Source organism: Chryseobacterium gallinarum (assembly GCF_001021975.1).
GTDB classification, from domain to species: Bacteria; Bacteroidota; Bacteroidia; order Flavobacteriales; family Weeksellaceae; genus Chryseobacterium; species Chryseobacterium gallinarum.
Map to the genome: position 1 here is coordinate 4204302 of NZ_CP009928.1, position 24852 is coordinate 4229153.

Here is a 24852-nt window from a genome sequence, read left to right on the forward strand (position 1 = left end):
TGATTAATGATTCAGGCTTATCCGGTATATTTAAAATGATAAACCTTCGATATATTATCGGAGGTTTTTTTGTAGATCAATCTGTGTATCTTTGAATTAAGAAGTAACATAAACAGGATTCAGGTTGTCTAATATAAGAACATAACCAAATTACATATGAAGCAATTCATTTTGACCACATTAGCGTTAAGTATTTCTATAATGGTCTTCTCTCAGAAAGCTGAACAATCGGCATTGATTGATCAGTATGTGAAAGAAATGATTACCATCAACCAGATCCCTGGTTTGGCTATTGGAGTCATAAAAGATGATAAGATTATTTTCCAGCAATATTATGGCAGAGAAACGCTGGAAAGTGATAAAAAGGTTGATTCAAATTCAATGTTCAGGATATATTCCACTTCAAAATTGATGTCAAATGTTGGTGTTTTTCAACTGGTTGAAAAAGGTCAATTATCTTTAGAAGACAATATTTCAAAGTATATTGAAAACCTCCCTAAAGAATGGCAGGATGTTAAAGTAAAACATCTATTGACGCATTCTTCTGGAATTCCTAATCTTATTGCTTATAATGATATTTTAGCAGATGATTCTCATGCCAAGGTTATTGAAAGACTGGCTAAGGAAAAAATGGAATTTAAAACAGGAAATCAATTCAGTTATAACCAGACCAATTATTTTCTTCTTACCATGATTATCGAAAAAATCACGGGACAGTCTTTTGAAGATTTCATTATAAACAACCAGTTTTCAGATGCTAAAAACCAGGTTGTTTTTTCTTCAAATGCTCTTGAAACAATCCCCCATCGTGTTGTAAAATACAATTACAATGCTGCAAAAGAACAATATGAAAAATCCACAGATGTTAATGGAACTCGGGCTCATTCCGCCAATGGAATAGCAATCACACTTCCTGCCTTTTTAAAATGGAGCATCCATCTTAGTAAAAATGAGTTACTTCATCAAAAAACCAAAGAAATGATGTGGCAGCCTTTTGATTTCGGTAATAAAAAAGATGTTTTTTCCTACGGATGGGACATTACGAAAGTAAATAATATAACCTCTTACAATTTTTCCGGTGGCAATGTAAGCTCCTATAAAATTTATCCGAAAAATAATCTGGCAATAGTTATGATGTCTAACGGATACAGTTTATTTCCTGTTCAATACCGGATTGTCAATCACATTGCAGCTATTATTGATAAAAGTTTAGCAGACGACTATTCATTAGCAGAAGAAACCATCATCTCTGAATTTTCAAAAAAAAATAATCCTGATGCAGAAAAAATCTACTATTCAATGAAAGCAAAAAATTCAAAATGGAATTTTGAAAACACATTGAATGAAATAGGTTATATTCTTTTGAGAAATTCGAGAATTGATGAAGCCGTTAAGGTATTTTCTTTAAATGCCAAGGAAAATCCACAATCGGCAAATGCCTTTGACAGCTTGGGTGAAGGTTACTTTTTATCCAAAAATTATGCTTTAGCTTTAGAGAATTATAAAAAATCCTTAGCATTAAATCCTGATAATACCAATGCTGTAAATATGATTCATAAGCTAGAAGATCTGATGAAAAAGAAATAAATATATTGGATTTTTTAGTATTGCTCACTCTGATTAAAATTCTTGATTGAAAGGTTCTTGTTGTTTACCCTCAAAAGTAAAAATAAATATCTCTTATCTTTTTATCATTAATCTGATTGGATACCAAAGACACTAAGTATTGATAATGCTTAATGGCCGCAAAATTTTCAGAAGACCTATAATTCTCAAAATTTTGCCGTAATTTCATCCCACAAAATGAACAAATGCTGAAAATCCTTGTCCTGATACGAAGATCCATTAAAAATTCCTTTGATAATATCCGCAATGAACAGCTGAAGTACAACCTTCTTCAGGCCATTCCTTTCTGGATAGGCTCAGTGATTACCGGCTTTTTTGCTGTATTATATGCACAACTATTTGCCTGGGGAGAAAACCTCCTGAATTTCATTCTTGACTGGCATACGTGGATGATATTTATCATTGCTCCTGTAGGTTTTGTGCTTTCATGGTGGCTGGTAAAAGAATTTGCTCCCAATGCCAAAGGAAGTGGTATCCCGCAAGTGATGGCCGCAGTGGAACTGGCCAATCCTAAAGAACATAAAAAGATCAGAAGCCTTTTAAGCCTTAAAATCATCATTTTTAAAATTATTTCCTCAGTAGTTCTGGTGATCGGAGGTGGTGCCGTAGGACGTGAAGGTCCTACCATTCAGATTGCCGGCTCGGTTTTCAGAAAAGTAAACGAATATCTTCCGGATTGGTGGCCTAAAATCTCCAAGAAAAATATGATCATGACAGGAGCTGCGGCCGGGCTTGCTGCTGCTTTTAACACTCCTCTCGGAGGAATTGTTTTCGCTGTAGAGGAATTGTCGAAAACACATATCAATTATTTTAAAACAGCTTTATTTACGGCGGTTATTATCGCCGGCTTAACTGCCCAAACCCTGGCCGGGTCTTATTTATATCTGGGTTATCCAAAAACAAATGATGTTTCTTTAATGATCATGTTTCCGATCATTCTGGTGGCTGCCACAGCCGGGATTCTTGCCAGCCAGCTTTCCGTGGTTATGCTAAAAATTAACGGCTGGAAAAAGAAAACACTGAAAACAGATAAAGCTAATGTTATTTTCCTGATTGCATGTGCTTTGTTTATAGCCTCTATCGCTTATTTTATTAACAGAGAAATCCTGGGCTCCGGAAAAGAAATTATGGAGCGTGTCCTTTTCACCAAAGACAAACATGAAGATTGGTATGTCCCGGTTTTAAGAATGCTGGGCCCTGCCCTGTCTTTCACTTCCGGAGGTGCAGGAGGAATTTTTGCTCCGGCTCTTACTGCGGGGGCCAGTATTGGTTCCGTTATTTCAGGAGCAATTCATCTCACTCCCAATGAAACCAATGTAGTCATTCTTGGTGGGATGGTTGCTTTCCTTACAGGAATTACCAGAGCGCCGTTTACATCAGCCATCATTGTATTGGAAATGACCGACAGACATTCACTGATTTTTCATCTGATGCTGGCCGGGATGGTTTCTTCTATTGCCTCTATTTTGGTAAGCAGGCATTCTTTATATGATGTTTTGAAAGTGAATTTTTTAACAGAAATCAGGCAACGTGATTAGTTGAAAATAAATAAATTTGGTTTTCATAGTATACAAAAACATCTGTTATGGACTGGCCGCAACCAGCAACTATTTCACATTACTATTGTATATTACAAATATATTCTCTACTTTTGCACCTCGAAATAATTAACAAATTCATTTAACATTATGAACAATTACGAAACTGTTTTCATTTTAACTCCCGTTCTATCTGAGTCACAGGTAGAGGAAGCAGTGAACAAGTATGTAGATCTTATCAAAGAAAAGAACTGCGAAATCGTTGCTAAAGAAAACTGGGGATTAAAAAAATTAGCTTATCCAATCCAATTGAAAAAGAACGGATTTTACACTTTAATTGAATTTAAAGGAGAAGGTTCTGTAGTTGCTGATTTAGAATTAGCATTCAAGCGTGACGAAAGAGTAATCCGTTACCTTACTACAAAACTTGACAAACACGCTGTTGAGTACGCTGTAACTAGAAGAGCAAAAGTAAAAGCAGCTAAAGCTTAATTATTAACCCTATTTTTTAAAAAGACAAGACATGGCAATAGATGAAATGGCTAAACAAGCCTCAGCAGGAGGAGAATCAGAAGTAAAATTCCTTACTCCGCTTGATATCAATACAAAATCTGAAAAGAAATATTGTAGATTCAAAAAATACGGAATTAAGCACGTTGATTACAAAGATGCTGATTTCTTATTACAGTTCGTGAACGAGCAAGGTAAAATTTTACCAAGAAGATACACCGGAACTTCTTTAAAATACCAAAGAAAAGTTTCTGCTGCTATCAAAAGAGCAAGACACCTTGCATTACTACCATACGTAGCTGACTTATTAAAATAAGACAAAAATAAACAAGAAGAAAGAGGAAAGATCCAGATCTTTTTCTCTTTTTTTAAGTTGCTGAATACATCATTAATTCTAACGATTTTTAGATTAAAGAAAAGAAATAATTTCTAAGACATCAGTCTTTTTTCTTTTTTCTTTGCTCTTTTCTCTAAAACTAAAAAACGGACAACAACAATGGAAATTATCCTAAAAAAAGACGTAGAAAACTTAGGACTTGAGTTTGATACAGTAAACGTAAAGCCAGGTTATGCTAGAAACTTCTTAATCCCTCAAGGATTTGCACTTTTAGCTACCCCTAAAAACAAAGCTGCTTTAGAAGCTACATTAGAAGCCAGAAAAGAAGAAGAAGCTAAATTAATCGCTGCTGCTAACGCTGTAGTTGATCAATTGAAGAAAACTTCTATCACTATTCCTGCAAAAGTAGGTAGCGGTGATAAACTATTCGGATCTATCAACAATGCTGATCTATCTGCTGCTTTAGAAAAAGCTGGTGTTTCTGTAGAGAAAAAATACATCAAAATCCCTGGTAACACAATCAAAAGAACTGGTAAATTCTCAGCTCTTATCAGACTTCACAGAAATGTTGAGTACAATTATGAGTTTGATATCGTTTCTGATGCTCCGGTTGAAGCTGCTCCTGCTAAAAAAGAAGAAGCTAAAACTGAAGAAGCTTAATAAGCGACCGAGAATTTCTCACCATATAGGACCATCTCAATTTTTGAGGTGGTTTTTTTGTGCCCCGTTCTTTTTTACAAACAAAAAACTTCTTCAGGCCGGTTGTGCAGCAGTTTTTAGTATAATGCCTTGAAAATATTACTGTAAAAAAATTAAAAAGATCAGGATCTGGATTCACACGGTTCTTTACAGGTCTCTACGAATTTTAAATCTACCGGTCTCCTCTTAATTTCTGCTGATACTCCGTTGGCGCAACCCCAATCACTTTTTTAAAAATATTGCTGAAAGATGACAGACTGTTGTAACCTACCATCATTGCAATTTCGTACATATTGTATTTTCCTTCCAGCATCAATTCAAGGGAACGGGTAATTCTTAAAGCTCTTAAAAACCGGACGTAATTCATGCCCAGAATCTCTTTAAACTTTCTGGAAAGGGTTCGGGTACTCATTCCGAACTCTTTGGCCGTAGATTCAATGGTAAGGGGCTTTTCCAGGTTGGCATGAATATATCTTGCAATCTTCAGTAATGTTTCATCTTTGGGAAAAGGATGTTGTACAGGAAATGCCAGTTTTTTATCTCTTTTTTCAGGTAGAATTCCTTTTAACGCTTTAAGAAAATAATACTTAGATCCATCATTTTTTGTGATTTTCCCATCCCAGTCTTTGGTATATAAAATCATTTCCCTTAGCAGCTCATTGACTGAATAAATATTAATTTCATCAAAAAAGCCACTTTCATTTTTTTCTTTTTTAAAGTAAAAATTATACAGATCTACTTTAGGGCTTGTAGAAAATAGATAATGAGGCGTGCCCGCAGGAATCCACATAAAGCATCTTGCCGGAAGATACCAATGTTTTAAATCTGTAAAAACATGTACAATTCCCCCTTCCGCATAGACCAGCTGTGCAGAACTGTGATAATGAATATCCGTGGTAATATTTCCCGTAAGCACATGATACACGTAAAATTCAGCATCATCGTCTTCTACTGCCTGAAAATGACTGTCATTCATCAAATAAAGATAAGAAGTTTTTTTTAAATGGCGTAAATGAGCAAATCTTTTTCTGCTTTCACAAATCGTGACTATTACCGGCCGTCGTAACTTTGCTGCATCAAAATCTTTTTAGCAAAAATCTTTTAATAAATTTATGAATATGATATTGAACGCATGCCGATATCAGTGCATTGCGTTGTGCTTATTACTGAGCCATTTTTTACCTGCACAAATGATAGACTATCACAACCTTGGCTTACAACAAGCTATTAAGATAGGCTTGAAAAACAACAAAAATATCCGGATCAGCCATCTGAAACAGGAAATGTCTGTTACAAAAGAGAAGGATCTTGCAATGGAAAGGCTTCCGGACATTGAATTCCATACCAGTTATAATCAGGTAACCAATCTTTTCCAATACCAGAATGGTGTATTCAATACCCCTGCAAAATACGATGTCATCAATGGAATGTATGATTTTACCTTATCAGCTTCCATTCCGGTATATATGGGTGGAAAAATAAAAAACACCGAAAAGAAAGCAGCTATTGATACGGAAATCTCTGCATTAAAAACCCATCGGGATGAAAGACAGCTTACCATGGAAATTATTACAGCTTTTCTGCAGATTCATCATTTAAAAGAGCAACAAAACCTTATCAATGACAAGATGAAAGAAGATTCCGTGAACATTAAACAGGTAAAAGTACTGAAAGCGAATGGTGTTGTAACGATAAATGAAGTATTAAGAACTTCTTTACAGCTATCCAATCATAAAATGAGCTGGACGGAGCTGGATAATGATATCCAGATTGCCGAACACAAATTGAAAACCATACTTTCACTACCTGAAAAGCAAGAAATACATGTAAATACGGAAGACCTTATTTCAGACAAAGCAGCAATACCCTACATCGATGAGCTGATAGAAACTGCTTTGAATAAAAATGAATCTGTTGAAATCTCCCACAAAAACCTTTCTTTAAAAGAGCTGGATCAAAAGATAACCAAGGCTAATTATTTACCGAAGGTGACAGCGGGTGGAGAATATTTTCTGAAATATCCCAATATGATGTTTTTTCCTCCGGAACCTTATGCCTATCGTCTGGGAATGGTGGGAGTGAATCTTACCTATCCTATAGAAAACCTGTATAAGAACAAATACAAAATGCAGGAGGCCAGGGAAAACATTGATCTGGCCAGACTTCAGGTTGAAGAGAACGAAGAAAAAATAAGGCATAGCGTCTATGAAGCTTACAAAAGGTTTGAGGAAACAGACCAGAAGGTAAAAATTGCTGAAGAAGCTATTGACCAGGCTAAAGAGAATTACCGTATTGTAAAAACCAAATACGCCAACAAACTCAGCCTGATTACGGAACTCATTGATGCAGACAATGCTTATCTGGAAGCCGAATCTAATCTTATCTCTGTAAAAATTAACCGACAGCTCAAATATTATCAACTCCAATATACGATAGGAAACTTATAATAACTATGGCAAAAAAACAACTGACACAAAAGGAAAAAAGAATCAACAGGGTCATCACGTTACTGGCCTGGATCCTGATCATAAGCGGAATAACAGGAATGGTAAGTTTTTATCTTTTTTCGAGAAAAAATGTAACTACGAATGATGCACAGATTGAGCAATATATTACTCCCGTATCCAGCAAAGTATCAGGATTCATCAAAACGATAAAATTTAATGAAAATCAGTTTGTACATCAGGGAGACACGTTAATTGTCATTGACAACAGGGAGTTTGTCAATCAGGTACATATGGCAGAGGCGAGTCTTCATGCCAATACTGAAAATATTACAACCATTCAGAGTGGTGTTACTACGAAGGAAAGTGATACCAGGATTATAGAAGCGAAAATTGCTTCTGCAAAAATTGATATCTGGAAAAATGAACAGGATTATAAAAGATATCAGAATCTGTTGGCGGAAGATGCTGCCACAGAACAAGAGTTTGAGAATGTGAAAGCTTCCTATGAACAGGCCAAAGCGAATCTTCTGGCTCTGGAGCAACAAAAAAACGCAATAAAAGCAGGTGCTAATGAACAACAAACGAAAGTAGCTCCTGCAAAAAGCCAGATACAACAAAGCGCCGCCAGCCTGAACAATGCCAAGCTTTTCCTGTCATATACGGTAATTACAGCTCCTTATGACGGTTGGGTAGGCAAAAAAACGATTCAGGAAGGACAATTGATCAAAGAAGGCCAGGCCCTGGTACAAATTGTCAGCAAAGAAAAATGGATTATTGCCAATTACAAAGAAACCCAACTTGGACAAATTGATCCCAAACAGGAAGTAACAATTACGGCAGATGCCTATCCTGATATTGAATTTAAAGGAAAAATTGTTTCTGTTTCCCCGGCATCCGGTTCTCAATTTTCCCTTGTGAAACCTGATAATGCAACCGGGAACTTTGTAAAAATAGAGCAAAGATTTCCTGTAAAAATTATTCTTGATAATAATAAAGAGAACGAAAAATTACTCTCCGGAATGAATGTTCTGGTGAGTGCGAAAAAAATATAAACCTGATGGAAAAGATGGAAGTGGGAAGCTGGGACTAAAATAACCATTCATTTTCTTATTTCGAACTTGGTTTAAATTATTTCAAATTACCGGATTTATCATCGCGAAAAGGCAAACCGCGAAGTGGCCTGCCTGCTTATGTTAAGCATATTTGGCATTTTACCTTTTACTTTACCCCACTGCTTTTTGTCTTTTCGCATTTTTATTATAAACAAAATGAATTTACTGATTCACCTTCTTAGCTTTTAAACTACTATGCAGCACAATACAGTTTATCATAAATGGTTACCGCAATGGTTAAAATTGCCTCTTCTTATCCTGGCATTATTCCCTCACATCATGTTGTTGTCATTGCTGCATTCCAATAGTGCTTTCACCTCTTCTTTTATGGATGTGGATTCAGATGACATTCAATATCTGATGATGCTGATGTATGGAACATTCGTAGTCACTCTTTTGGTTTTACAGCGGTTTATGTCGTATTTCAGTGTGAAGTATTATGTACTGCTTATGTCTTCCGTTTCTGTGATCCTTCTTTATATCTTATCTGTCACCAATGATTATCATGTCATTCTGGTAATCCGCTTTTTAGAAGGCTTTTTTGGATTGCTGGAAGGGGCTGTTTTCCTTCCATTAATCATCGCTGAATTAAAAACAAAACATGCAAAGGTTATCGCTTACCTTTTCATGTATGCTCTTATGCTGACAGGGGGAACTGTAACGACTACCCTGCTTAAATCAAGCATCCAGGATTATGATTTTCAGCATATGATTTTAATGATGGCTTACTTTCATGTTTTCGTTTTGATTCTGGGCTTTGTTATTTTCAACAAGAACCGTTTCTTCCCCAAAAAACCGTTATACCAAATGGATATCCCAAGCTGGTTTTTGCTTTGGGTTTGCCTCCAGTCCGGGGCATATGCTATTGTGTATGGAAAGAGATTGATGTGGTTTGAATCTGATACCATCATTATTTGCATTTTTATATTCCTGATTTCCGGCGGTTTATTCATGTTGAAACAAAGGAATTCAAAACGTCCTTTATTTCATTATGAAATTTTCAGTTCAAAAAATGTGATTGCAGGAATGATCTTGTTTTTCATTTTCTATCTCATTCGTTCAGGGCTAAATAATGTATACGGCATTATGGCAACAGTATGGAGATGGCCGTGGGATTATATTGTTAACATCCAGTACTGGAATGTGGCAGGAACACTCATTGGAGTTCTTTTATCAGGAATTTGCCTGGTTCGTGGCATTTCATCCAGGATTGTATTCTTTACAGGTTTTCTCCTGCTCGCAATAGACTGTGCATGGTTTACCTACACCTTTTACCCTGACACCACCTTAGCAACTATCTGCCCGCCGCTGTTCCTACAGGGGGTAGCACAAGGATTGTTATTTACTCCTTTGGTATTCTTTCTGATTTCAGGAATGCCGGAAGAATTTGTAGCTAATGCCAGTGCAATGGGAACCACTACCCGCTTCTGGGCCACAGCCATTGGGTATGCCTTAATGCAAAACCTGATGTTATTTCTGACATTAAAGCATTCCGATACCTTAAGTTTTAATCTTACAGCTACCAATCCTGTTTTTTATACGCAGTGGAACCAGGTTTTTGGAACCCATATTTCAAAACTTCCCGTTAATGAATCGTTATCAGTGACTGCAGGAACTTTTAAAGCAAAAATTACAGCACAATCCATTCTTCTTTCCAATATGGAAATTTTCACAGGATTATTCTGGCTGGCTTTGATTACAGCCCTTCTTTTGCTGCTTTACCATCCGGTAAAGATAGCAGTGAGAAATATTATGTAAAGGAGGGAAGCTGGAGGCTGGAAGTCCGAAGTTCCTGAAGTCTTAAAAATAATCTGAGCTCTTATTGATTGAATAAAACCTTAAATCTCTTTACAATAATTCCCTTAAAATAACAGCCCCTCCCAAACGACAAAATCAAACTTCCAGCTTCCCTCTCCCAGCTTCCAGCCTAACCAACTTTGGCCGGTTTATTGTTGCTTGTTTTTCACTACAAAACCACAAAAAGCGATCGTATGGAAATTGAAAAAATTTTACTGCGCCAAAGAGATTTTTTTATGACGCAGCAGACCAAAAGTCTTGCTTTTAGAAAAATGTACCTTGAGAAGCTTCGGAATCTTATTATTTCCAATGAAAATGTACTCTATGAAGCCATCCATAAAGACTTTGGCAAATCCAGATTTGATACTTTCACTACAGAGATTTCCTTTATTCTGAATGATATTGATTATTATATAAAAAATTTAAAATCTCTTGCCAAACCTGAAAAAGTTAGAACAAACCTTGTTAATCAACTTGGGAAAAGTAAAATTTATTCCGAACCCCTTGGCTGTACTTTAATCATCGGAGCCTGGAACTATCCCTACCAGCTCTCATTATCCCCTATGATAGCAGCCATTGCAGCGGGTAATTGTTGCATTGTGAAACCCAGTGAAATTGCTGAAAATACCATGAAGGCAATATCTTCCATAATCAACCAGAATTTTCCTTCCGAATACCTCTATGTTTACGAAGGTGGAATTAATGAAACTACAGCGCTCTTGAAGCTGAAGTTTGATAAAATATTCTTCACCGGAAGTACCCGTGTCGGGAAAATTGTCTACAAGGCCGCTGCCGAACACCTGACCCCCGTAGTGCTTGAATTGGGTGGCAAGTCTCCTGCTATTGTAACGAAGGATGCTTCCCTTGAAATAGCCGCCAGGAGAATTGTCTGGGGCAAATTTTTAAACGCCGGACAAACCTGCGTAGCTCCCGATTACCTTTTGATTGAAGAACCTGTGCAGGAACAGTTTCTGGAAATGCTGAGAAAATACATCAAAGAGTTCCGGTACGAATCCGGGGCTGAACAATACACCAGGATTATTAACCATAGCCATTATCAACGGCTGACCCACCTTATTGACAGAAATAAAATCTATTGCGGCGGAAATTTCAATAAGGAACAGCTTTACATAGAACCTACAATTCTGAGTGATGTGAACTGGAATGATGAAGTCATGCAGGAAGAAATTTTTGGACCGATTCTTCCCGTTATTACTTTCCAAAGTTATAATGCAGCACTGAATTCCATCATGGAACTTGAAAAGCCATTGGCAGCATATCTTTTCACCAATAATGCTGAAGAAAAAGACCTGTTCACCAAAAAATTGTCATTCGGAGGAGGCTGTATCAATGATACTGTAATGCATCTGAGTAATGATCATCTACCGTTTGGAGGAGTAGGAAGCTCAGGTTTTGGAAGTTATCATGGAAAATATGGCTTTGCGGCCTTCTCACACCAAAAAGCCATTTTGGAAAAAAGAACATGGGGCGAACCTGATATTAAATATCCACCTTATTCTGAGAAAAAATTAAGCTGGATTAAAAAATTAATGTAATTAATCCCAAAATGGAGAATTTTAAAAATGATATTGTAGTTTTATTTCTGTTAATCAACAAAATAAAAACATTATGAAAAATTTAAAAAAATTATCTTGTGATCAGTTAAGAACTGTTTCAGGAAAAGATTCTTGTGTTGCGACATGCTCTAATGGTTCTTTTGTATATGTTAGTTCATGTACATCATGTATCGATTATTCAGGTGGAGCAGCATGTTATAATTCACATGAGCAGAGCATTTATGTTGAAACCTGCTAAGCAAAATTTACGTAATAATAATTCCTGTTACAAAATTGTAACAGGAATTATTATTATCAAACAGTACGTCTACTTTTTAGTTTTCCAAGTTTCAAAAAATTCTTTTACTCTGGATAAATCATAACCATTTCCTTCTTCTAATGGTTTACTATCCTGAACATGAATCATTTTACCATTTGTATCTAAAACAATGAAAACCGGATATCCATATTTTTCCCCGGGCTTCCCATATCTTGATAGGACTTTTTCATTTTTATTTTCAGGAGAATCATTCAAATGATAATAAAGGTAATTTTTATCTACAACTTCCTTCAGTTCAGGAGTTGTTTGTACAAAGTTATTAAAACGAAGGCACCATCCACACCAGTTTCCGCCGGCCTGAATCATAATATTCTTACCTTCCTTTTTCGCCTGAGCAACCAGCTTTTTAATATCTGCTTCAGCATCAGCCTTTGGATTATAAGGTTTAGGAAGCTTCGCTTTTTCTTCAGCTGCTTTTTTCTTTGCTTCCAGTTCTGCATGATCCGTTTTTACCAAAAGGGTATTATCCCCTTTCCTTTCCTCCTTTGGTTTATTGGTAGCCTGGGAAAAGCCAAGTACACTTAATCCCAGGAAAGCTATACATATCAGTTTTTTCATAATATAAAAATAAAAAAATAATACTTATCCCCCAGCAAAAATAGAACCATAATTTTATTATCACTAGATTTGCATGTTTTATGAATTTCCTGATCAAAATATTATTTTTTGTTTCCAAACTACCACTGAGAGTATTGTATATTTTCTCAGACATTATCTTTTTTTTAAACTATTATCTGGTAGGATATAGAAAAAATGTCATTACCCAAAATCTGAAAAACTCTTTCCCGGATAAGTCTGACGAAGAAATAAGAAAAATCCGTAAGAAATTTTATCGCAATTTTTCAGATTATCTGGTAGAAACCATTAAATCTTTCAGTATTTCTGAAACGGAATCAAGAGTCAGAATGCAGCATATCAACCAGGAACTGTTTCATGATGCCAAAAAAGAAGGAAAAAATATCATTTTACTGGCAGGACACGTTTTCAATTGGGAATGGATCAATGCGTTGGCCAGAGTTATACCACAATCTCACTGCCATCCTGTCTACAGAAAAGTAAATAGTGACTTCTGGGAAAATCAGATGAAGAAAGTCAGGAATAAATTCGGAAATGAAGCTTTGGAAGCCAATTCCGTTATATTAAATATATTCCGTTCTAAAAACAATGGTGATTCGGCATATATGTTTGTGGCTGATCAGACCCCGCATTTTGCCCATGTTACTTATGGCTTAGAATTCCTGAACCAACGGACTCCTGTTTTCATAGGCTATGATAAACTGGCTACAAGAATGGACCTCATTTTTATTTACTGTGAAATGAAGAAGGTAAAACGTGGCTATTACCAGGTTAATTATCACAGAATAGAACCTGATGGCGAAAAGTTTACCGAATATGAGGTGGTAAGAAAGTTCCACAAATTACTGGAAAACACCTTACACAAACATCCTGATAATTACCTCTGGTCTCACCGTAAATGGAAATACCAGGACTCTATCAAAACGTATGATTCTGAAAAAAATTAGATTGAAATGCAGAAAAAACTGGCAGTTGCCATCTTAAACTGGAATGGAAAAAACTGGCTTGAGAAATTTCTTCCAGGCGTGGTCCAATCTTCTCAAAATGCAGATATCTTTGTTATTGACAATCTTTCTACAGATGATTCTATAGAATTTGTAGAATCTCATTTTCCTACCGTAACAATTATCCGAAACAATAAAAACCACGGATTTGCCGGCGGTTATAACGAAGGATTAAAAAGTATTACCCATGAATTTTACTGCCTTCTGAATTCTGATGTAGAGGTTACCGCAAACTGGATAGATCCTGTATTGGAATTGTTTGAAAAAGACCTTCAGATCTCAGCAATACAGCCCAAAGTTTTATCTTATGATTATAAGGAATATTTTGAGTTTGCAGGAGCTGCAGGCGGTTTGATTGATAATCTGGGCTATCCTTATTGCCGGGGAAGGATTTTTGATGACCTGGAAGAAGATAAAGGTCAGTATAATGATGAAACAGAAATTTTCTGGGCTTCCGGATGCTGTTTTTTCATCCGCTCTAAAGATTTCTGGGACCAGCAAGGTTTTGATGAAAGATTTTTTGCCCACCAGGAAGAAATAGATCTATGCTGGAGGCTTATCAATTCGGGAAAAAAGATTTTTTATACTGCGAAATCAACGGTATATCATGTAGGTGGCGGAACTTTAAACAAGCAAAATGCTCAAAAAACCTATTTAAATATCAGGAACAATCTTTCTATGATGTTAAAAAACCTGCCTTTTCCAAGGCTGATCTGGCTGATCTTTTTCAGGCTGTGCCTGGATGGTGTTGCGGGGATTTATTTCGGATTGAAGCATGGTTTTCCTCATTTATGGGCTGTTGTAAGAGCCCACTTTGGGTTTTATGCACAGGCTCCGGGAACCTGGAAACTCAGACAAAAACATCAGAAAGAAAAATTCTATCAATCAAAATGGCTCATTTTTAAACATTTTTTAGGCGGGAAAAATAGTTAAAGATTGCAGATTAAAATCTCTTTCTTTGAATTTTAAATATTAATTTTAATCAACAGAAAAAATCATCCTTCAACGTTTAAATTTTAACCAGGAGAAGAAACAAAAAAACAACTAATTTACAATAAATGGATTTCTGCGCAATAGATTTTGAAACAGCTACTCACGAGAAAAGTTCTGCTTGTGAAATGGGAATTTGTGTGGTACAGGATTCTAAAATTGTAGAGACTAAGACCTGGCTGATCAAGCCACCCAGCTTTCCATATTTCAATAAATTTAATATTGCAGTACATGGAATTCAGCCTGAAGATGTAAAGGACGCTCCTACTTTTGATGAAATATGGTATGAAGCTCAAGAAATGATGTATGGAAGCCTGATGATTGCCCACAATGCAGGTTTTGATGCTTCAGTTTTAAGGGGATGTTTTGAGCATTACGGAATGTTTACGCCCAAGCTCAATTACCTGTGCAGTATACAACTCGCTAAAAAGTCATGGAATTATCTTCCCAGGTATGGTTTAAAGCCTCTTGCTGAATATCATCAGATCGAATTTAATCACCACAGAGCCGGGGCTGATGCGGAAGTTTGCGCCAAAATATCCCTGCTTGCTTTTGAAAAACTGTTCATCACCAGTAATGATGAAGTCAATGAATATATGAAAGCAAAAATCAGGAAGCTTTGATTCCTATTTGACCACAGAATACGGATATAGTTTTTCTGATCTTATTTGCTGTTCAGGATTTTAATCACAGATTTTGCAGATTGGCACAGATGATTTATGTATAATATTCCTTTATCCTGTATCTGCTTTTTTACTTCAATTGCTTAGAACTTCAGATAGCAGATTAAATTTCGGAATATCTATTTCAAAGGTTTCCTGCGTCTCAAGGTTTTTAACCAGGTATTTTCCGCTCATATTTCCCACTCCGGAACGAAGCATTACATTCGAGAAATAAGCAAAATTTTCATTTGTTCCTATTTCCGGTGTTAACCCGATTACTCCGTCTCCTATAATCTCCGTATATCCAAAGCCTACATCAAAAATCAACCATTTCCTTTTCAGTACTTTTATAGGAAAGCTTCCATCATTTTCTATAGTGATACTGTATTTGAAAACATATCGGTTTTCGGATGGGTAACTGTTTTTACTATCATATTCAGGTATTACTGAAACTTTGATATTGGAAGTCATTTTTGAAAACATCATTGTAGTATTTCCTTAATAGATACAAAAATCTCGCCTTTTTTAAGGCGAGATTATATATTTGCATTATAATTTTATTAAAACTTATAAGCCAAGGCCTTTTCTTTCGTCACCTCCCATTAAAATTCCAACAGGATTATCGATAGCTTCTTTTACTGCAACAAGGAAACCTACAGATTCTTTTCCGTCGATAATTCTGTGGTCATAAGACATAGCCACATACATCATTGGTCTGATTACCACCTGTCCGTCAACCGCTACCGGTCTCTGAATGATATTGTGCATACCTAAGATTGCAGATTGTGGCGGATTAATGATCGGTGTAGACATCATTGATCCGAAAGTACCACCGTTTGTAATGGTGAAAGTACCGCCGGTCATTTCATCTACAGTAATCTTACCGTCTCTTACTTTTGTAGCAAGGTCTTTGATATTGGCTTCGATTGCACTGAAAGACATGTTTTCTGCATTTCTCAATACAGGAACCATTAATCCTTTAGGGCCTGATACTGCAATTGAAATATCGCAGAAATCATAGTTTACTTTGAAGTCTCCGTCGATAGATGCGTTTACATCCGGATACATTTGTAATGCTCTTGTAACCGCTTTTGTGAAGAAGGACATGAAACCAAGTCCTACTCCATGTTTTTGAGCGAATTCTTCTTTATATTGTTTTCTTAATCTGAAGATTTCAGACATGTCAACTTCATTGAAAGTAGTCAACATTGCCGTTTCATTTTTCACAGAAACTAATCTCTGAGCAATTTTTCTTCTTAAAACTGAAAGCTTGGTTGTAGTAGTAGATCTTGAACCTGTTGCAGTAAGCGGACTTCCTCCTAAAGCAGGAACTGCAGCCAACTCAGCGTCAGATTTAGTGATTCTTCCGTCTCTTCCTGTTCCTGAAACCTGTGCAGCATCTACTCCTTTTTCATCAAGGATCTTTTTAGCAGCCGGAGATGGAGCACCCGTTGCGTAAGTTTGTGCAGCAGCAACCGGAGCAGCTGGTTTTGGTGCTTCTTGTTTAGCAGGTTCAGCAGCTTTCGGAGCTTCTTCCTGTTTTGGAGCTTCAGCAGCAGGTGCACTTCCACCTTCTGGTTTTGTAGCATCCATATCAATTAAACAAACTACCTGACCTACTTGTACCACATCACCTTCTTCTGCTTTCAAAGTGATGACCCCACTTTGTTCTGCCGGCAATTCAAGAGTTGCTTTGTCTGAATCTACTTCAGCGATAGGTTGATCCTTTTCTACATAATCACCATCTTTTACAAGCCAAGTTGCAATTTCAACTTCTGTAATTGATTCGCCCGGTGAAGGAACTTTCATTTCTAAAACTGACATATTGAGTATTTTTTTATTTTTTTAATTGATTATTATTTAAATTAAGCGGTAACAGGTCTTTTTGCCGGAGCATCGTCTCTGTCGAAAACCCTGTTGATTACTGCGTTCTGGTTTTTCTCGAACATTTTGTGGCTACCCGGAGCCGGTGCACCACTTGGTACCGGAGCCACTACCTGGATTCCGGTGTCTCTGAAGTTTCTCAGGATATAAGACCAGGCTCCCATATTCTCAGGTTCTTCCTGTGCCCAAACCAACTGTTTCCTGTTCTCATATTTGTTGAAAATAGCTTCAATAGCATCCGTTTGAAGAGGATACAGCTGCTCAAATCTTACCAATGCAATATTTTCACAGTTTAATTCTTCTTTTTTCGCCAATAGTTCAAAGTATAATTTACCTGAGCAAAGAACTAATTTTTCAACTTTTTTAGGATCTGCTGTAGGATCATCCAGAATTGGCTGGAATGAACCGTTTGCAAAGTCTTCAAGCGGAGAAACTACTTTTGGATGTCTCAACAGGGATTTAGGACTCATTACCACCAATGGTTTTCTGAATGCCCATTTCAGTTGTCTTCTCAACAGGTGGAAATAGTTGGCTGGTGAAGTAACGTTAGCTACTACCATATTTTCATTAGCACAAAGTGTTAAGAATCTTTCCAGTCTTGCTGAAGAGTGTTCTGCACCCTGGCCTTCTGATCCGTGAGGCAATAGCATTACTAAACCATCCTGGATTTTCCACTTTTCTTCTGCTGCCGCCAGATATTGGTCTACGATAATCTGGGCACCGTTCACGAAATCTCCGAACTGAGCCTCCCAGATCGTTAATGTATTTGGTGAAGCCATTGCATATCCGTAATCGAAGCCTAAAACCCCATATTCCGAAAGATGGGAATTGTAAACATCAAATCTGCTTTCAGATACGTGTCTTAACGGGATGTATTCTTCTTCTGTATCTTCTGTTTTTACTACAGCATGCCTGTGAGAGAAAGTTCCTCTTTCCACGTCTTCTCCGGAGATTCTCACATTATGACCTTCTACAAGAAGGGTTGCATATGCCAGCCACTCTCCTAACGCCCAGTCTAATGAGTTTCCTTCGATCGCTTTAATACGGTTATCAAAAAGTCTTGTAATCTTATTGATGAATTTCTTATCTGCAGGAAGGGTTGACATTTTAATAGCCAGTTCTTTCAATTTGGCCAGGTCATATTTTGTATCAACCGGTAACTGAAGTGCTCCTCTTTTTCCGATCGGATAATTTACCCAATCTTCGGCCATGAACACATCCATTACATTTTTCTCAATTTCCTTGGAAGCATCAAAATCCTTATCCAGAAGGGCTTTGAATTCCGTCTCCATTTTAGCGATTACATCGTTTGAAGTAACGCTGTCTTTCAGTAATTTATCTTTATAAATTTCTCTTGGATTCGGGTGTTTTGAAATTATTTTATACAAATTAGGTTGGGTGAACCTTGGTTCGTCACCTTCGTTGTGACCGTATTTTCTATATCCTAAAAGGTCGATATAAACATCTTTACCAAATTTAGCCCTGAAATCAGCAGCAAAGTGAATAGCATGAACAACAGCTTCAGCATCATCTGCATTGACATGCATTACAGGAGATTCCGTAACTTTTGCGATGTCTGTACAGTAGGTTGAAGATCTTGCATCCATATAATTTGTTGTAAACGATACCTGGTTGTTTACAACGATATGAACTGTTCCACCTGTTCTGTAGCCTTCCAATGTCATCATCTGGGCAACTTCATAAGCTATACCTTGTCCAGCAATAGCTCCATCACCATGAATGATGATAGGTAAAACTTTAGAGAAATCCTTGTACTTATCGTCTACCTTTGCACGGCAGATCCCTTCTACAAGAGCAGCAACCGTTTCAAGGTGAGATGGGTTCGGAGTCAGGTTAATGCAAACTTCTTCTCCTGAAGCCGTTTTGATCTTTTTGGATGATCCCAAATGGTATTTAACATCCCCTGAGAATACATCTTCTTCGAATTCTTTTCCTTCAAATTCTGAAAAGATCTGCTTATAGGATTTTCCGAAAATATTGGTCAATACATTTAATCTCCCTCTGTGAGCCATTCCTAATACCACTTCATCCACTCCCAATTGAGAAGATCTTGAGATCAGCTGGTCTAAAGCAGGAATCAATGTTTCTCCTCCTTCCAGAGAGAATCTCTTCTGACCTACAAATTTCGTATGAAGATAGTTTTCAAACGCAACTGCCTGATTTAATTTTAATAAGATTTCTGTTTTTTCATTCGCAGAAAGACTCGGATGGTTTTCATTTACCTGCAGCCATTTCTTGATAAAATCTTTTTCTTCAACATTGTTGATGTGCATATATTCCACCCCGATAGAATCACAGTAGATATTTTCAAGGTGCTTGATCAATTCTGCTAATGTAGCAGGCTCTTTCATTCCTGTTTCAACGGCACAGTTGAATTTTGTATTTAAATCTTCTTTAGAAAGACCGAAGTTTTCGATATCTAAAGTAGGGGTATAATGTCTTCTTTCTCTGACAGGGTTTGTTTTTGTAAACAGATGCCCTCTTGTTCTGTAAGCCTCAATAAGGTTTACAACTTTGAATTCTTTTTTAATGTGCTCAGGAACCTCTCCATTTGATACGGCCTGAGAAATTTGCTGTACTGCCGGAGCAGTGCTGGCCGAAGCCTGAGTAAATTGGATGTTATCGTCATCTCCGTAGTTCTCTAAAGCAAAATCGAAGCCTTGAAAGAAAGCTTTCCATGATGGTTCTAGGGAATCCGGGAATTTTAAGTACTGTTGGTATAAATCCTCAATTAATTGAGAATGAGCTGCGTTTAGGAATGAAAATCTGTCCATTATTACAGTTTATCTATTTATTAAAATTTATTTGTAGAATTAATCTTCAAATTTAATAAAAAAAACCGACTTAGAACAGTCTCAAACCGTTAAAAAAAATTAAGAAAATAAAAATCACTTAAACACTGATAATGAGAGCTTCATGTTCACTGGTTGTCCTTCCATGGGGCGTTCAATAAAAGTCTGGGAGATGTCCCCAAAACGCATCTGATCCTTCTTTGCTTTCTGAATCAGCTGCTGAATTGCCTTAATTCTGCCTTCATAGGTTCCTTTATAGTACATCACATAGCTTTGGGACGGATTCACCGTTCTGAAGTTAAAATTATTGTCGGTAATTCCTATTTTTTTGGAAAGCGGAATACCCAGGAAATAGGAAACTTCTTTATCTTTATAGTTATCGGCATCGGTCATCAGAATAGGGTACCCGAATTCATCGTCTTTTTTCCCAAGATCCATGGTAACAAAATTATAAATCTTGTTATAGTTCATCACAATGTTTTTATACAAGGCATCTTTCTTGTTGGAGGTACTTACATTGATTCCGAGCAGCATTTTATCTTCTTCGTTTTCCACCATCAGACTGTCGTATTTAATGGCTGCCATCTGATTATCTTTTTCCACCTTATTTCCAAGCACGTTTTTCAGGTTGACCATACTTTTGGTAATATTTTCTGCAAAGCGGTCCTCAGTCCAGAAGTTTTCCACCCTCTTCCATACCGGAAGCTTAGGAGTATGTACGTACCAGATAATTTTTGTCTTTTCTGCGGAAACAGGTTTGAATTTAACATCCACCAGGGTAGGATTTTCATTTTCATCCTCGAAAAGCTGATATTTTAAAGTCTTATTGGGGTTTTCGTACCGGATAAACATTTCACCACCGGTATCATTTTTAGGATCTACATAACTGATAGCACTTCCCTGTCCTTCATAGGGCGTATAATAATCTATATCGATTGATTGTGAGCTGGTGAAAAAATTATTCCAACGCGTAAAATTCTGGAGATTATTAAACTGGGCAAATACTTTATCCACCGGATAATCGATTTCTTTTTCAATCGTAAAGTTTTTGCTTTCATCCACAAAATAATACATGGAAGCAGCATAAGCTCCCCCCAAAAGCACAATGATTAAAGTTATGATTTTAAAAATACGCATCGCACAAAAGTAATACAAATAAAAAAAGTGACCAATATGCTGAATGATCTGTAAAAATTTTTTTTGCTGGAAAATATTGATTTAATGATTAAAATCAACTACTTCAGCAGGTATGGTGGTATATATGTTGATGCCAGGTATAGCTTAATTTTAAATTTTTTCCTATGAAGAAGTTATTCGCATTTCCTTTGATGGTGTTCTCATCCATGGTATTTTCTCAATATTCTGTTTCAGAAATTCCGGAAGATGGCTATCTCAAAGACTTCGATATTGCCGTTGATATCATTCAAAAACAGCACCCTAATCCTTACCGGTTTCACAGTAAGGAAAGTATTACTAAGAAAATAGACTCTCTGCGTACTATTGTTAAAAAAGATCCCAGCTATACCAATTTACTGATTCATAACCCAACCCGGATTATCGGGGATGGCCACAGTAATTTCAGCGCTGATTCTAATTATTTTGAGGACGTTCTGAGTTCTATTTATTTTTTTCCTTTGCAGATTTATGTACACAACAACGAGTTGTATGTAAATGGAGACAATCCTTACCATATTGAAGTGGGCAGCCAGATTCTTGAGATTAATAATGTAACTGCTCCGGATCTGTTAAAAGCAGTTCCTAAAGCAGCAGATGGAAATATTAAAGTAGAAGATGTAGACCTTCCCTTTTATATTCCGTTTATTTTGAAAAACCACCCTCAAGATTTCACCTTAAAATATAAGACGCTTACCGGCGAAAATAAAACCGCCAAGCTAAGCGGTATACAATATCCAAGATTTTATTACGAGGCCAAACATGCCATACTGCCTATTGATCTGATTTCTGAAAGTTATGGGATTTATGGATATAAAATAGATGCTGACACCTATTATTTGTCTGTAAAATCTTTTTCCTATGATGAAAGTTTCTTTTATGAGCGATTAAAGAAATATTTCCAGGAGATTAAAGACCTTTCCTCTAAGAAGCTGATTATAGATATCCGCAATAATTCGGGAGGAGCCATCAGTAACGTTCCTTTATTATATTCTTTTATTGCCAAGGACAAAAGCTTTAATAATGAGTATCAATATGCCACTAAAGTGGTAGACATTAAGTATACCGATTATCTGGTGGATCCCCAAACCAACCGATATTATTCTGATAAAGACATTGCGGACCAGAATAATTTTATGAGACAACGGTTTGACAAAGCAGAAAAAGGAGATTACTATTTTGGCAATTCAAGACTTGATAATACTTATATAAAGAACTATCCCAGAGACGGATTGTTTTTTGGCGGAAAGGTTATAGTGCTTACCAACAACCGTACTTTCTCTGCTGCAACTTATTTTGCTTCTCTGTTCAAAAGTGAAAAAAGAGGTGAAATCGTAGGAAAAGAAACAGGCTCTTGCAGTAATTTTACTACCGCCGCATGGTTTCTTACTTACAGGCTTCCGAACACTAAAGCTGTTATCTCTATTCCCCGGACGGAAATTTTCTTCAACAATAATGATAAAGAAAATGTTTCCAACTGTAAAGGCGTAATCCCCGACCATACTATAAGCAGTAATGATTTCTTAACCTCACTGAAAGCACATAAGGATCCTGAACTGGAGTATTCACTTACTTTATTTTCTAAAAAATAAACAACAAAAGCCGGAAAATCCCGGCTTTTTTCATTTTGTATTTCAATAGAAACCTATTTTAGTCCGAAATTCTTCGAGATACCTACCCCGACTTCCTTACCGAAAGAAAAATTAAATCTGTTATTGGTAACATCAGCATCACTATCTTTCAAATAGCCATACCTTATCCCTCCGATATTGAAGTTTAACCCAAAGCCGTTTCTAAAGTTAATAAACAATGCCGGCGTAAAATTGGCATAGAAACCATTCATTTTTCTTTCACTGGTGGTTGCAGCAATAGTATAGGTGTCTTTCATATTCTGATATCCCGCCCCCAAATCTCCATATACGGCAAAAGTCTGGCTTAATGGTACCGCGTAACGTATAAATGGCCCGATAGCAAAACTATTTTCCTTTAATGTACCTAAATCATCAGGTTTTTTTCCTGATGTAATGGTGGAATTAATACCTACTGTCCAGTGGTCATTAAACTGATACCCTACGGTTGGGGTAAAACTAAAGGATTCCACTTCACTTTTCTTACCTGAAACACTGGTATTATCACTGGTATACCCGATATTTCCTCCTAATAACAAGGTGTTTTTCTGCGCATTCATCATTCCGAACACAGCAATAGCTGCAATGATCAAATTTTTTTTCATAATTTCAATTGTATTTTTCAGCTCCAAATGTATAAAAAAATAATTAATCCCACACCAGTGATCAATATTTCATACTATATCTTTAAACTAACGTATAAAATAGTATAAAAACAACAAAAGCACCTCAATCTGAAGTGCTTTTATCTATATTTTCAGTAAAATATTCTCTTCAACATTATGCTGAAAACTATTTTTGATGCCCAGATAAACATCTGTTTTTCTACTTTTTATCCAATATGCGTTCCCGGAGCCAGGACCACTCCTTTCTTCACCACCACAATACCATCCTGCACCGAGTAGGTTCCATAATCACCATCTGAAAGATGTTTTCCTCCGATAATCTTTACATTGTCGCCGATGTAACAGTTTTTATCCAGAATTGCCTTTTCGATATAACAATATTTTCCGATTCCCATATTAGGGCGTCCTGCTCTGTCGTTCGCAACAATATCTGTGGTATTCTGATAAAAATCGGCTCCCATTACATAGGAATTAACAATCGTACTGCCTTTATCAATTCTTGTCCGGTTTCCAATCACAGAGTTTTCAATCTTATCAGCCATAATGATACATCCGTCTCCAAAAACAGCTTTGCTGACATATGAGCCGTTAATTTTAGAAGGAGGCAGCATTCTCGCTCTTGTATAGATAGGAGAAGAAGAGAAAAGATTGAACTGAGGGAAATCCTGACAAAGATCCAGATTGGCTTCGTAGAAAGACTCAATGGTTCCGATATCTGTCCAGTATCCTTCATACTGATAGCTTAGGGTTTTATATTTCCCGATCGAACTTGGGATAATATCTTTTCCGAAATCATCTCCCGCTCCTTCTTCAAACATTTTTTTAAGGATATTCTTTGTGAAAATATAAATTCCCATGGAAGCCAGGAATTCTTTTCCCTTATGTTTATTTTCCTCTGAAACTTCGGACTGAAGACCTTCCAGCATATCATAACCGGGTTTTTCCACGAAAGAGGTAATATTGCCGTCATCATCAGATTTTAAAATTCCAAAACCTGTAGCGTCTTTGGCATTGACCGGGATGGTTGCAATCGTAAGATCACCGCCATTTTCAATATGGAAATCAAGCATTTCCCTGAAATCCATCTGGTAGAGCTGGTCTCCTGAAAGAATTAAGATATAGTCATAATCATATTTCTCAAGATGCTTCATAGATTGGCGTACTGCATCTGCTGTACCCTGATACCAGCTGTCATTTTCTACATTCTGCTCAGCCGCCAGAATATCTACAAATCCTTTACTGAAAATATCAAAATGATAGGAATTCTTGATATGCGAATTGAGGGATGCGGAATTAAACTGTGTTAAAACCAAAATCTTATTTAATCCTGAATTCAGGCAATTTGAAATAGGAATATCTACCAACCTGTATTTTCCCGCAATAGGAACTGCCGGTTTAGATCTTGAATACGTTAACGGGAATAGTCTTGTCCCTCTGCCGCCTCCCAAAACAATGGAGATTACGTTTCGTTTCATAAATATCTTGCGTTTTTTATTGTATTAAGTTGACTGTTCTATTTTAATATCTGCATGCA

The 24852-nt window shown here is 36.7% G+C and carries 21 protein-coding genes; 13 read left to right on the top strand and 8 right to left on the bottom strand.

What is annotated here, in order from left to right; genetic code table 11:
* The first annotated feature begins 156 nt into the window (after window positions 1–156).
* From OK18_RS18690 to rplI, 5 genes are all read left to right on the top strand, one after another.
* Window positions 157–1587: a serine hydrolase domain-containing protein gene (locus OK18_RS18690; RefSeq protein ID WP_053328986.1), complete on the top strand. Its 1431-nt coding sequence runs from the start codon at window positions 157–159 to the stop codon at window positions 1585–1587.
* 224 nt (window positions 1588–1811) lie between these two features.
* A complete protein-coding gene (locus OK18_RS18695) occupies window positions 1812–3164 on the top strand; it encodes a chloride channel protein (RefSeq protein ID WP_053328987.1) in 1353 nt (450 codons plus the stop codon).
* Window positions 3165–3314: 150 nt separating this feature from the next.
* Window positions 3315–3656, top strand: a complete 342-nt coding sequence (rpsF, locus tag OK18_RS18700; protein ID WP_047095723.1) for a 30S ribosomal protein S6 — start codon at window positions 3315–3317, stop codon at window positions 3654–3656.
* 31 nt (window positions 3657–3687) lie between these two features.
* Window positions 3688–3990: a 30S ribosomal protein S18 gene (gene rpsR / locus OK18_RS18705; RefSeq protein ID WP_002979091.1), complete on the top strand. Its 303-nt coding sequence runs from the start codon at window positions 3688–3690 to the stop codon at window positions 3988–3990.
* 180 nt (window positions 3991–4170) lie between these two features.
* Window positions 4171–4671 carry a 50S ribosomal protein L9 gene (rplI, locus tag OK18_RS18710; protein ID WP_050020820.1) on the top strand — a complete coding sequence of 167 codons (501 nt, stop codon included), beginning with the start codon at window positions 4171–4173 and terminating at the stop codon, window positions 4669–4671.
* 211 nt (window positions 4672–4882) lie between these two features.
* Here rplI and OK18_RS18715 read toward each other — a convergent pair whose 3' ends face one another.
* Window positions 4883–5686 (bottom strand): helix-turn-helix domain-containing protein, encoded by an 804-nt coding sequence (locus OK18_RS18715; RefSeq protein WP_053328988.1) that lies wholly within the window; start codon window positions 5684–5686, stop codon window positions 4883–4885.
* A 214-nt stretch (window positions 5687–5900) separates the two neighbouring features.
* On the opposite strand from OK18_RS18715, the gene OK18_RS18720 reads away from it, so the two are divergent.
* From OK18_RS18720 to OK18_RS18735, 4 genes are all read left to right on the top strand, one after another.
* On the top strand, window positions 5901–7157 hold the full coding sequence (locus OK18_RS18720) for a TolC family protein (RefSeq protein WP_053328989.1): 1257 nt from the start codon (window positions 5901–5903) through the stop codon (window positions 7155–7157).
* Window positions 7158–7162: 5 nt separating this feature from the next.
* Window positions 7163–8209 (top strand): HlyD family secretion protein, encoded by a 1047-nt coding sequence (locus tag OK18_RS18725; RefSeq protein WP_053328990.1) that lies wholly within the window; start codon window positions 7163–7165, stop codon window positions 8207–8209.
* A gap of 255 nt (window positions 8210–8464) precedes the next feature.
* On the top strand, window positions 8465–10027 hold the full coding sequence (locus OK18_RS18730) for an MFS transporter (RefSeq protein WP_053328991.1): 1563 nt from the start codon (window positions 8465–8467) through the stop codon (window positions 10025–10027).
* Window positions 10028–10221: 194 nt separating this feature from the next.
* The gene (locus tag OK18_RS18735; RefSeq protein ID WP_228377735.1) at window positions 10222–11622 is read left to right on the top strand and encodes an aldehyde dehydrogenase; all 1401 of its coding nucleotides are present in this window, start codon (window positions 10222–10224) and stop codon (window positions 11620–11622) included.
* Between the two features lie 328 nt (window positions 11623–11950).
* Here OK18_RS18735 and OK18_RS18740 read toward each other — a convergent pair whose 3' ends face one another.
* Window positions 11951–12520: a thioredoxin family protein gene (locus OK18_RS18740; protein ID WP_082129233.1), complete on the bottom strand. Its 570-nt coding sequence runs from the start codon at window positions 12518–12520 to the stop codon at window positions 11951–11953.
* 80 nt (window positions 12521–12600) lie between these two features.
* Between OK18_RS18740 and OK18_RS18745 the strand changes: the two genes are divergently transcribed.
* The 3 genes from OK18_RS18745 to OK18_RS18755 all read left to right on the top strand — a co-directional run bounded on the left by OK18_RS18745 (window position 12601) and on the right by OK18_RS18755 (window position 15155).
* Window positions 12601–13485 (top strand): lysophospholipid acyltransferase family protein, encoded by an 885-nt coding sequence (locus OK18_RS18745; protein WP_053328993.1) that lies wholly within the window; start codon window positions 12601–12603, stop codon window positions 13483–13485.
* Between the two features lie 6 nt (window positions 13486–13491).
* Complete coding sequence (locus tag OK18_RS18750) at window positions 13492–14475, top strand: glycosyltransferase family 2 protein (RefSeq protein ID WP_050020814.1); 984 nt, start codon at window positions 13492–13494, stop codon at window positions 14473–14475.
* Between the two features lie 125 nt (window positions 14476–14600).
* Window positions 14601–15155: a 3'-5' exonuclease gene (locus OK18_RS18755; protein WP_050020813.1), complete on the top strand. Its 555-nt coding sequence runs from the start codon at window positions 14601–14603 to the stop codon at window positions 15153–15155.
* Window positions 15156–15290: 135 nt separating this feature from the next.
* Here OK18_RS18755 and apaG read toward each other — a convergent pair whose 3' ends face one another.
* The 4 genes from apaG to OK18_RS18775 form a co-directional block, all read right to left on the bottom strand.
* Entirely contained in the window at window positions 15291–15680 is a 390-nt protein-coding gene (gene apaG, locus OK18_RS18760) for a Co2+/Mg2+ efflux protein ApaG (protein WP_050020812.1), read from the bottom strand.
* Between the two features lie 81 nt (window positions 15681–15761).
* Window positions 15762–17018 (bottom strand): 2-oxoglutarate dehydrogenase complex dihydrolipoyllysine-residue succinyltransferase, encoded by a 1257-nt coding sequence (gene odhB, locus OK18_RS18765; protein ID WP_053328994.1) that lies wholly within the window; start codon window positions 17016–17018, stop codon window positions 15762–15764.
* A 41-nt stretch (window positions 17019–17059) separates the two neighbouring features.
* Entirely contained in the window at window positions 17060–19873 is a 2814-nt protein-coding gene (locus OK18_RS18770; protein WP_053328995.1) for a 2-oxoglutarate dehydrogenase E1 component, read from the bottom strand.
* A gap of 114 nt (window positions 19874–19987) precedes the next feature.
* Window positions 19988–21028 (bottom strand): SRPBCC family protein, encoded by a 1041-nt coding sequence (locus OK18_RS18775; RefSeq protein WP_050020809.1) that lies wholly within the window; start codon window positions 21026–21028, stop codon window positions 19988–19990.
* Window positions 21029–21192: 164 nt separating this feature from the next.
* On the opposite strand from OK18_RS18775, the gene OK18_RS18780 reads away from it, so the two are divergent.
* Entirely contained in the window at window positions 21193–22656 is a 1464-nt protein-coding gene (locus OK18_RS18780) for a S41 family peptidase (protein WP_053328996.1), read from the top strand.
* Window positions 22657–22709: 53 nt separating this feature from the next.
* Here OK18_RS18780 and OK18_RS18785 read toward each other — a convergent pair whose 3' ends face one another.
* Together OK18_RS18785 and OK18_RS18790 are read right to left on the bottom strand one after the other, a co-directional pair.
* Window positions 22710–23297, bottom strand: a complete 588-nt coding sequence (locus OK18_RS18785; protein WP_053329431.1) for an outer membrane beta-barrel protein — start codon at window positions 23295–23297, stop codon at window positions 22710–22712.
* 227 nt (window positions 23298–23524) lie between these two features.
* Window positions 23525–24793, bottom strand: a complete 1269-nt coding sequence (locus tag OK18_RS18790; RefSeq protein WP_050020806.1) for a glucose-1-phosphate adenylyltransferase — start codon at window positions 24791–24793, stop codon at window positions 23525–23527.
* Window positions 24794–24852: the final 59 nt, after the last annotated feature.

Excerpts from the sequence above, each read along its gene's own strand:
- OK18_RS18690 (WP_053328986.1), top strand. The coding sequence starts at position 157 with ATGAAGCAATTCATTTTGACCACATTAGCGTTAAGTATTTCTATAATG.
- OK18_RS18695 (WP_053328987.1), top strand. The coding sequence starts at position 1,812 with ATGCTGAAAATCCTTGTCCTGATACGAAGATCCATTAAAAATTCCTTT.
- rpsF (WP_047095723.1), top strand. The coding sequence starts at position 3,315 with ATGAACAATTACGAAACTGTTTTCATTTTAACTCCCGTTCTATCTGAG.
- rpsR (WP_002979091.1), top strand. The coding sequence starts at position 3,688 with ATGGCAATAGATGAAATGGCTAAACAAGCCTCAGCAGGAGGAGAATCA.
- rplI (WP_050020820.1), top strand. The coding sequence starts at position 4,171 with ATGGAAATTATCCTAAAAAAAGACGTAGAAAACTTAGGACTTGAGTTT.
- OK18_RS18715 (WP_053328988.1), bottom strand. The coding sequence starts at position 5,686 with ATGAATGACAGTCATTTTCAGGCAGTAGAAGACGATGATGCTGAATTT.
- OK18_RS18720 (WP_053328989.1), top strand. The coding sequence starts at position 5,901 with ATGATAGACTATCACAACCTTGGCTTACAACAAGCTATTAAGATAGGC.
- OK18_RS18725 (WP_053328990.1), top strand. The coding sequence starts at position 7,163 with ATGGCAAAAAAACAACTGACACAAAAGGAAAAAAGAATCAACAGGGTC.
- OK18_RS18730 (WP_053328991.1), top strand. The coding sequence starts at position 8,465 with ATGCAGCACAATACAGTTTATCATAAATGGTTACCGCAATGGTTAAAA.
- OK18_RS18740 (WP_082129233.1), bottom strand. The coding sequence starts at position 12,520 with ATGAAAAAACTGATATGTATAGCTTTCCTGGGATTAAGTGTACTTGGC.
- OK18_RS18745 (WP_053328993.1), top strand. The coding sequence starts at position 12,601 with ATGAATTTCCTGATCAAAATATTATTTTTTGTTTCCAAACTACCACTG.
- OK18_RS18750 (WP_050020814.1), top strand. The coding sequence starts at position 13,492 with ATGCAGAAAAAACTGGCAGTTGCCATCTTAAACTGGAATGGAAAAAAC.
- OK18_RS18755 (WP_050020813.1), top strand. The coding sequence starts at position 14,601 with ATGGATTTCTGCGCAATAGATTTTGAAACAGCTACTCACGAGAAAAGT.
- apaG (WP_050020812.1), bottom strand. The coding sequence starts at position 15,680 with ATGATGTTTTCAAAAATGACTTCCAATATCAAAGTTTCAGTAATACCT.
- odhB (WP_053328994.1), bottom strand. The coding sequence starts at position 17,018 with ATGTCAGTTTTAGAAATGAAAGTTCCTTCACCGGGCGAATCAATTACA.
- OK18_RS18770 (WP_053328995.1), bottom strand. The coding sequence starts at position 19,873 with ATGGACAGATTTTCATTCCTAAACGCAGCTCATTCTCAATTAATTGAG.
- OK18_RS18775 (WP_050020809.1), bottom strand. The coding sequence starts at position 21,028 with ATGCGTATTTTTAAAATCATAACTTTAATCATTGTGCTTTTGGGGGGA.
- OK18_RS18780 (WP_053328996.1), top strand. The coding sequence starts at position 21,193 with ATGAAGAAGTTATTCGCATTTCCTTTGATGGTGTTCTCATCCATGGTA.
- OK18_RS18785 (WP_053329431.1), bottom strand. The coding sequence starts at position 23,297 with ATGAAAAAAAATTTGATCATTGCAGCTATTGCTGTGTTCGGAATGATG.
- OK18_RS18790 (WP_050020806.1), bottom strand. The coding sequence starts at position 24,793 with ATGAAACGAAACGTAATCTCCATTGTTTTGGGAGGCGGCAGAGGGACA.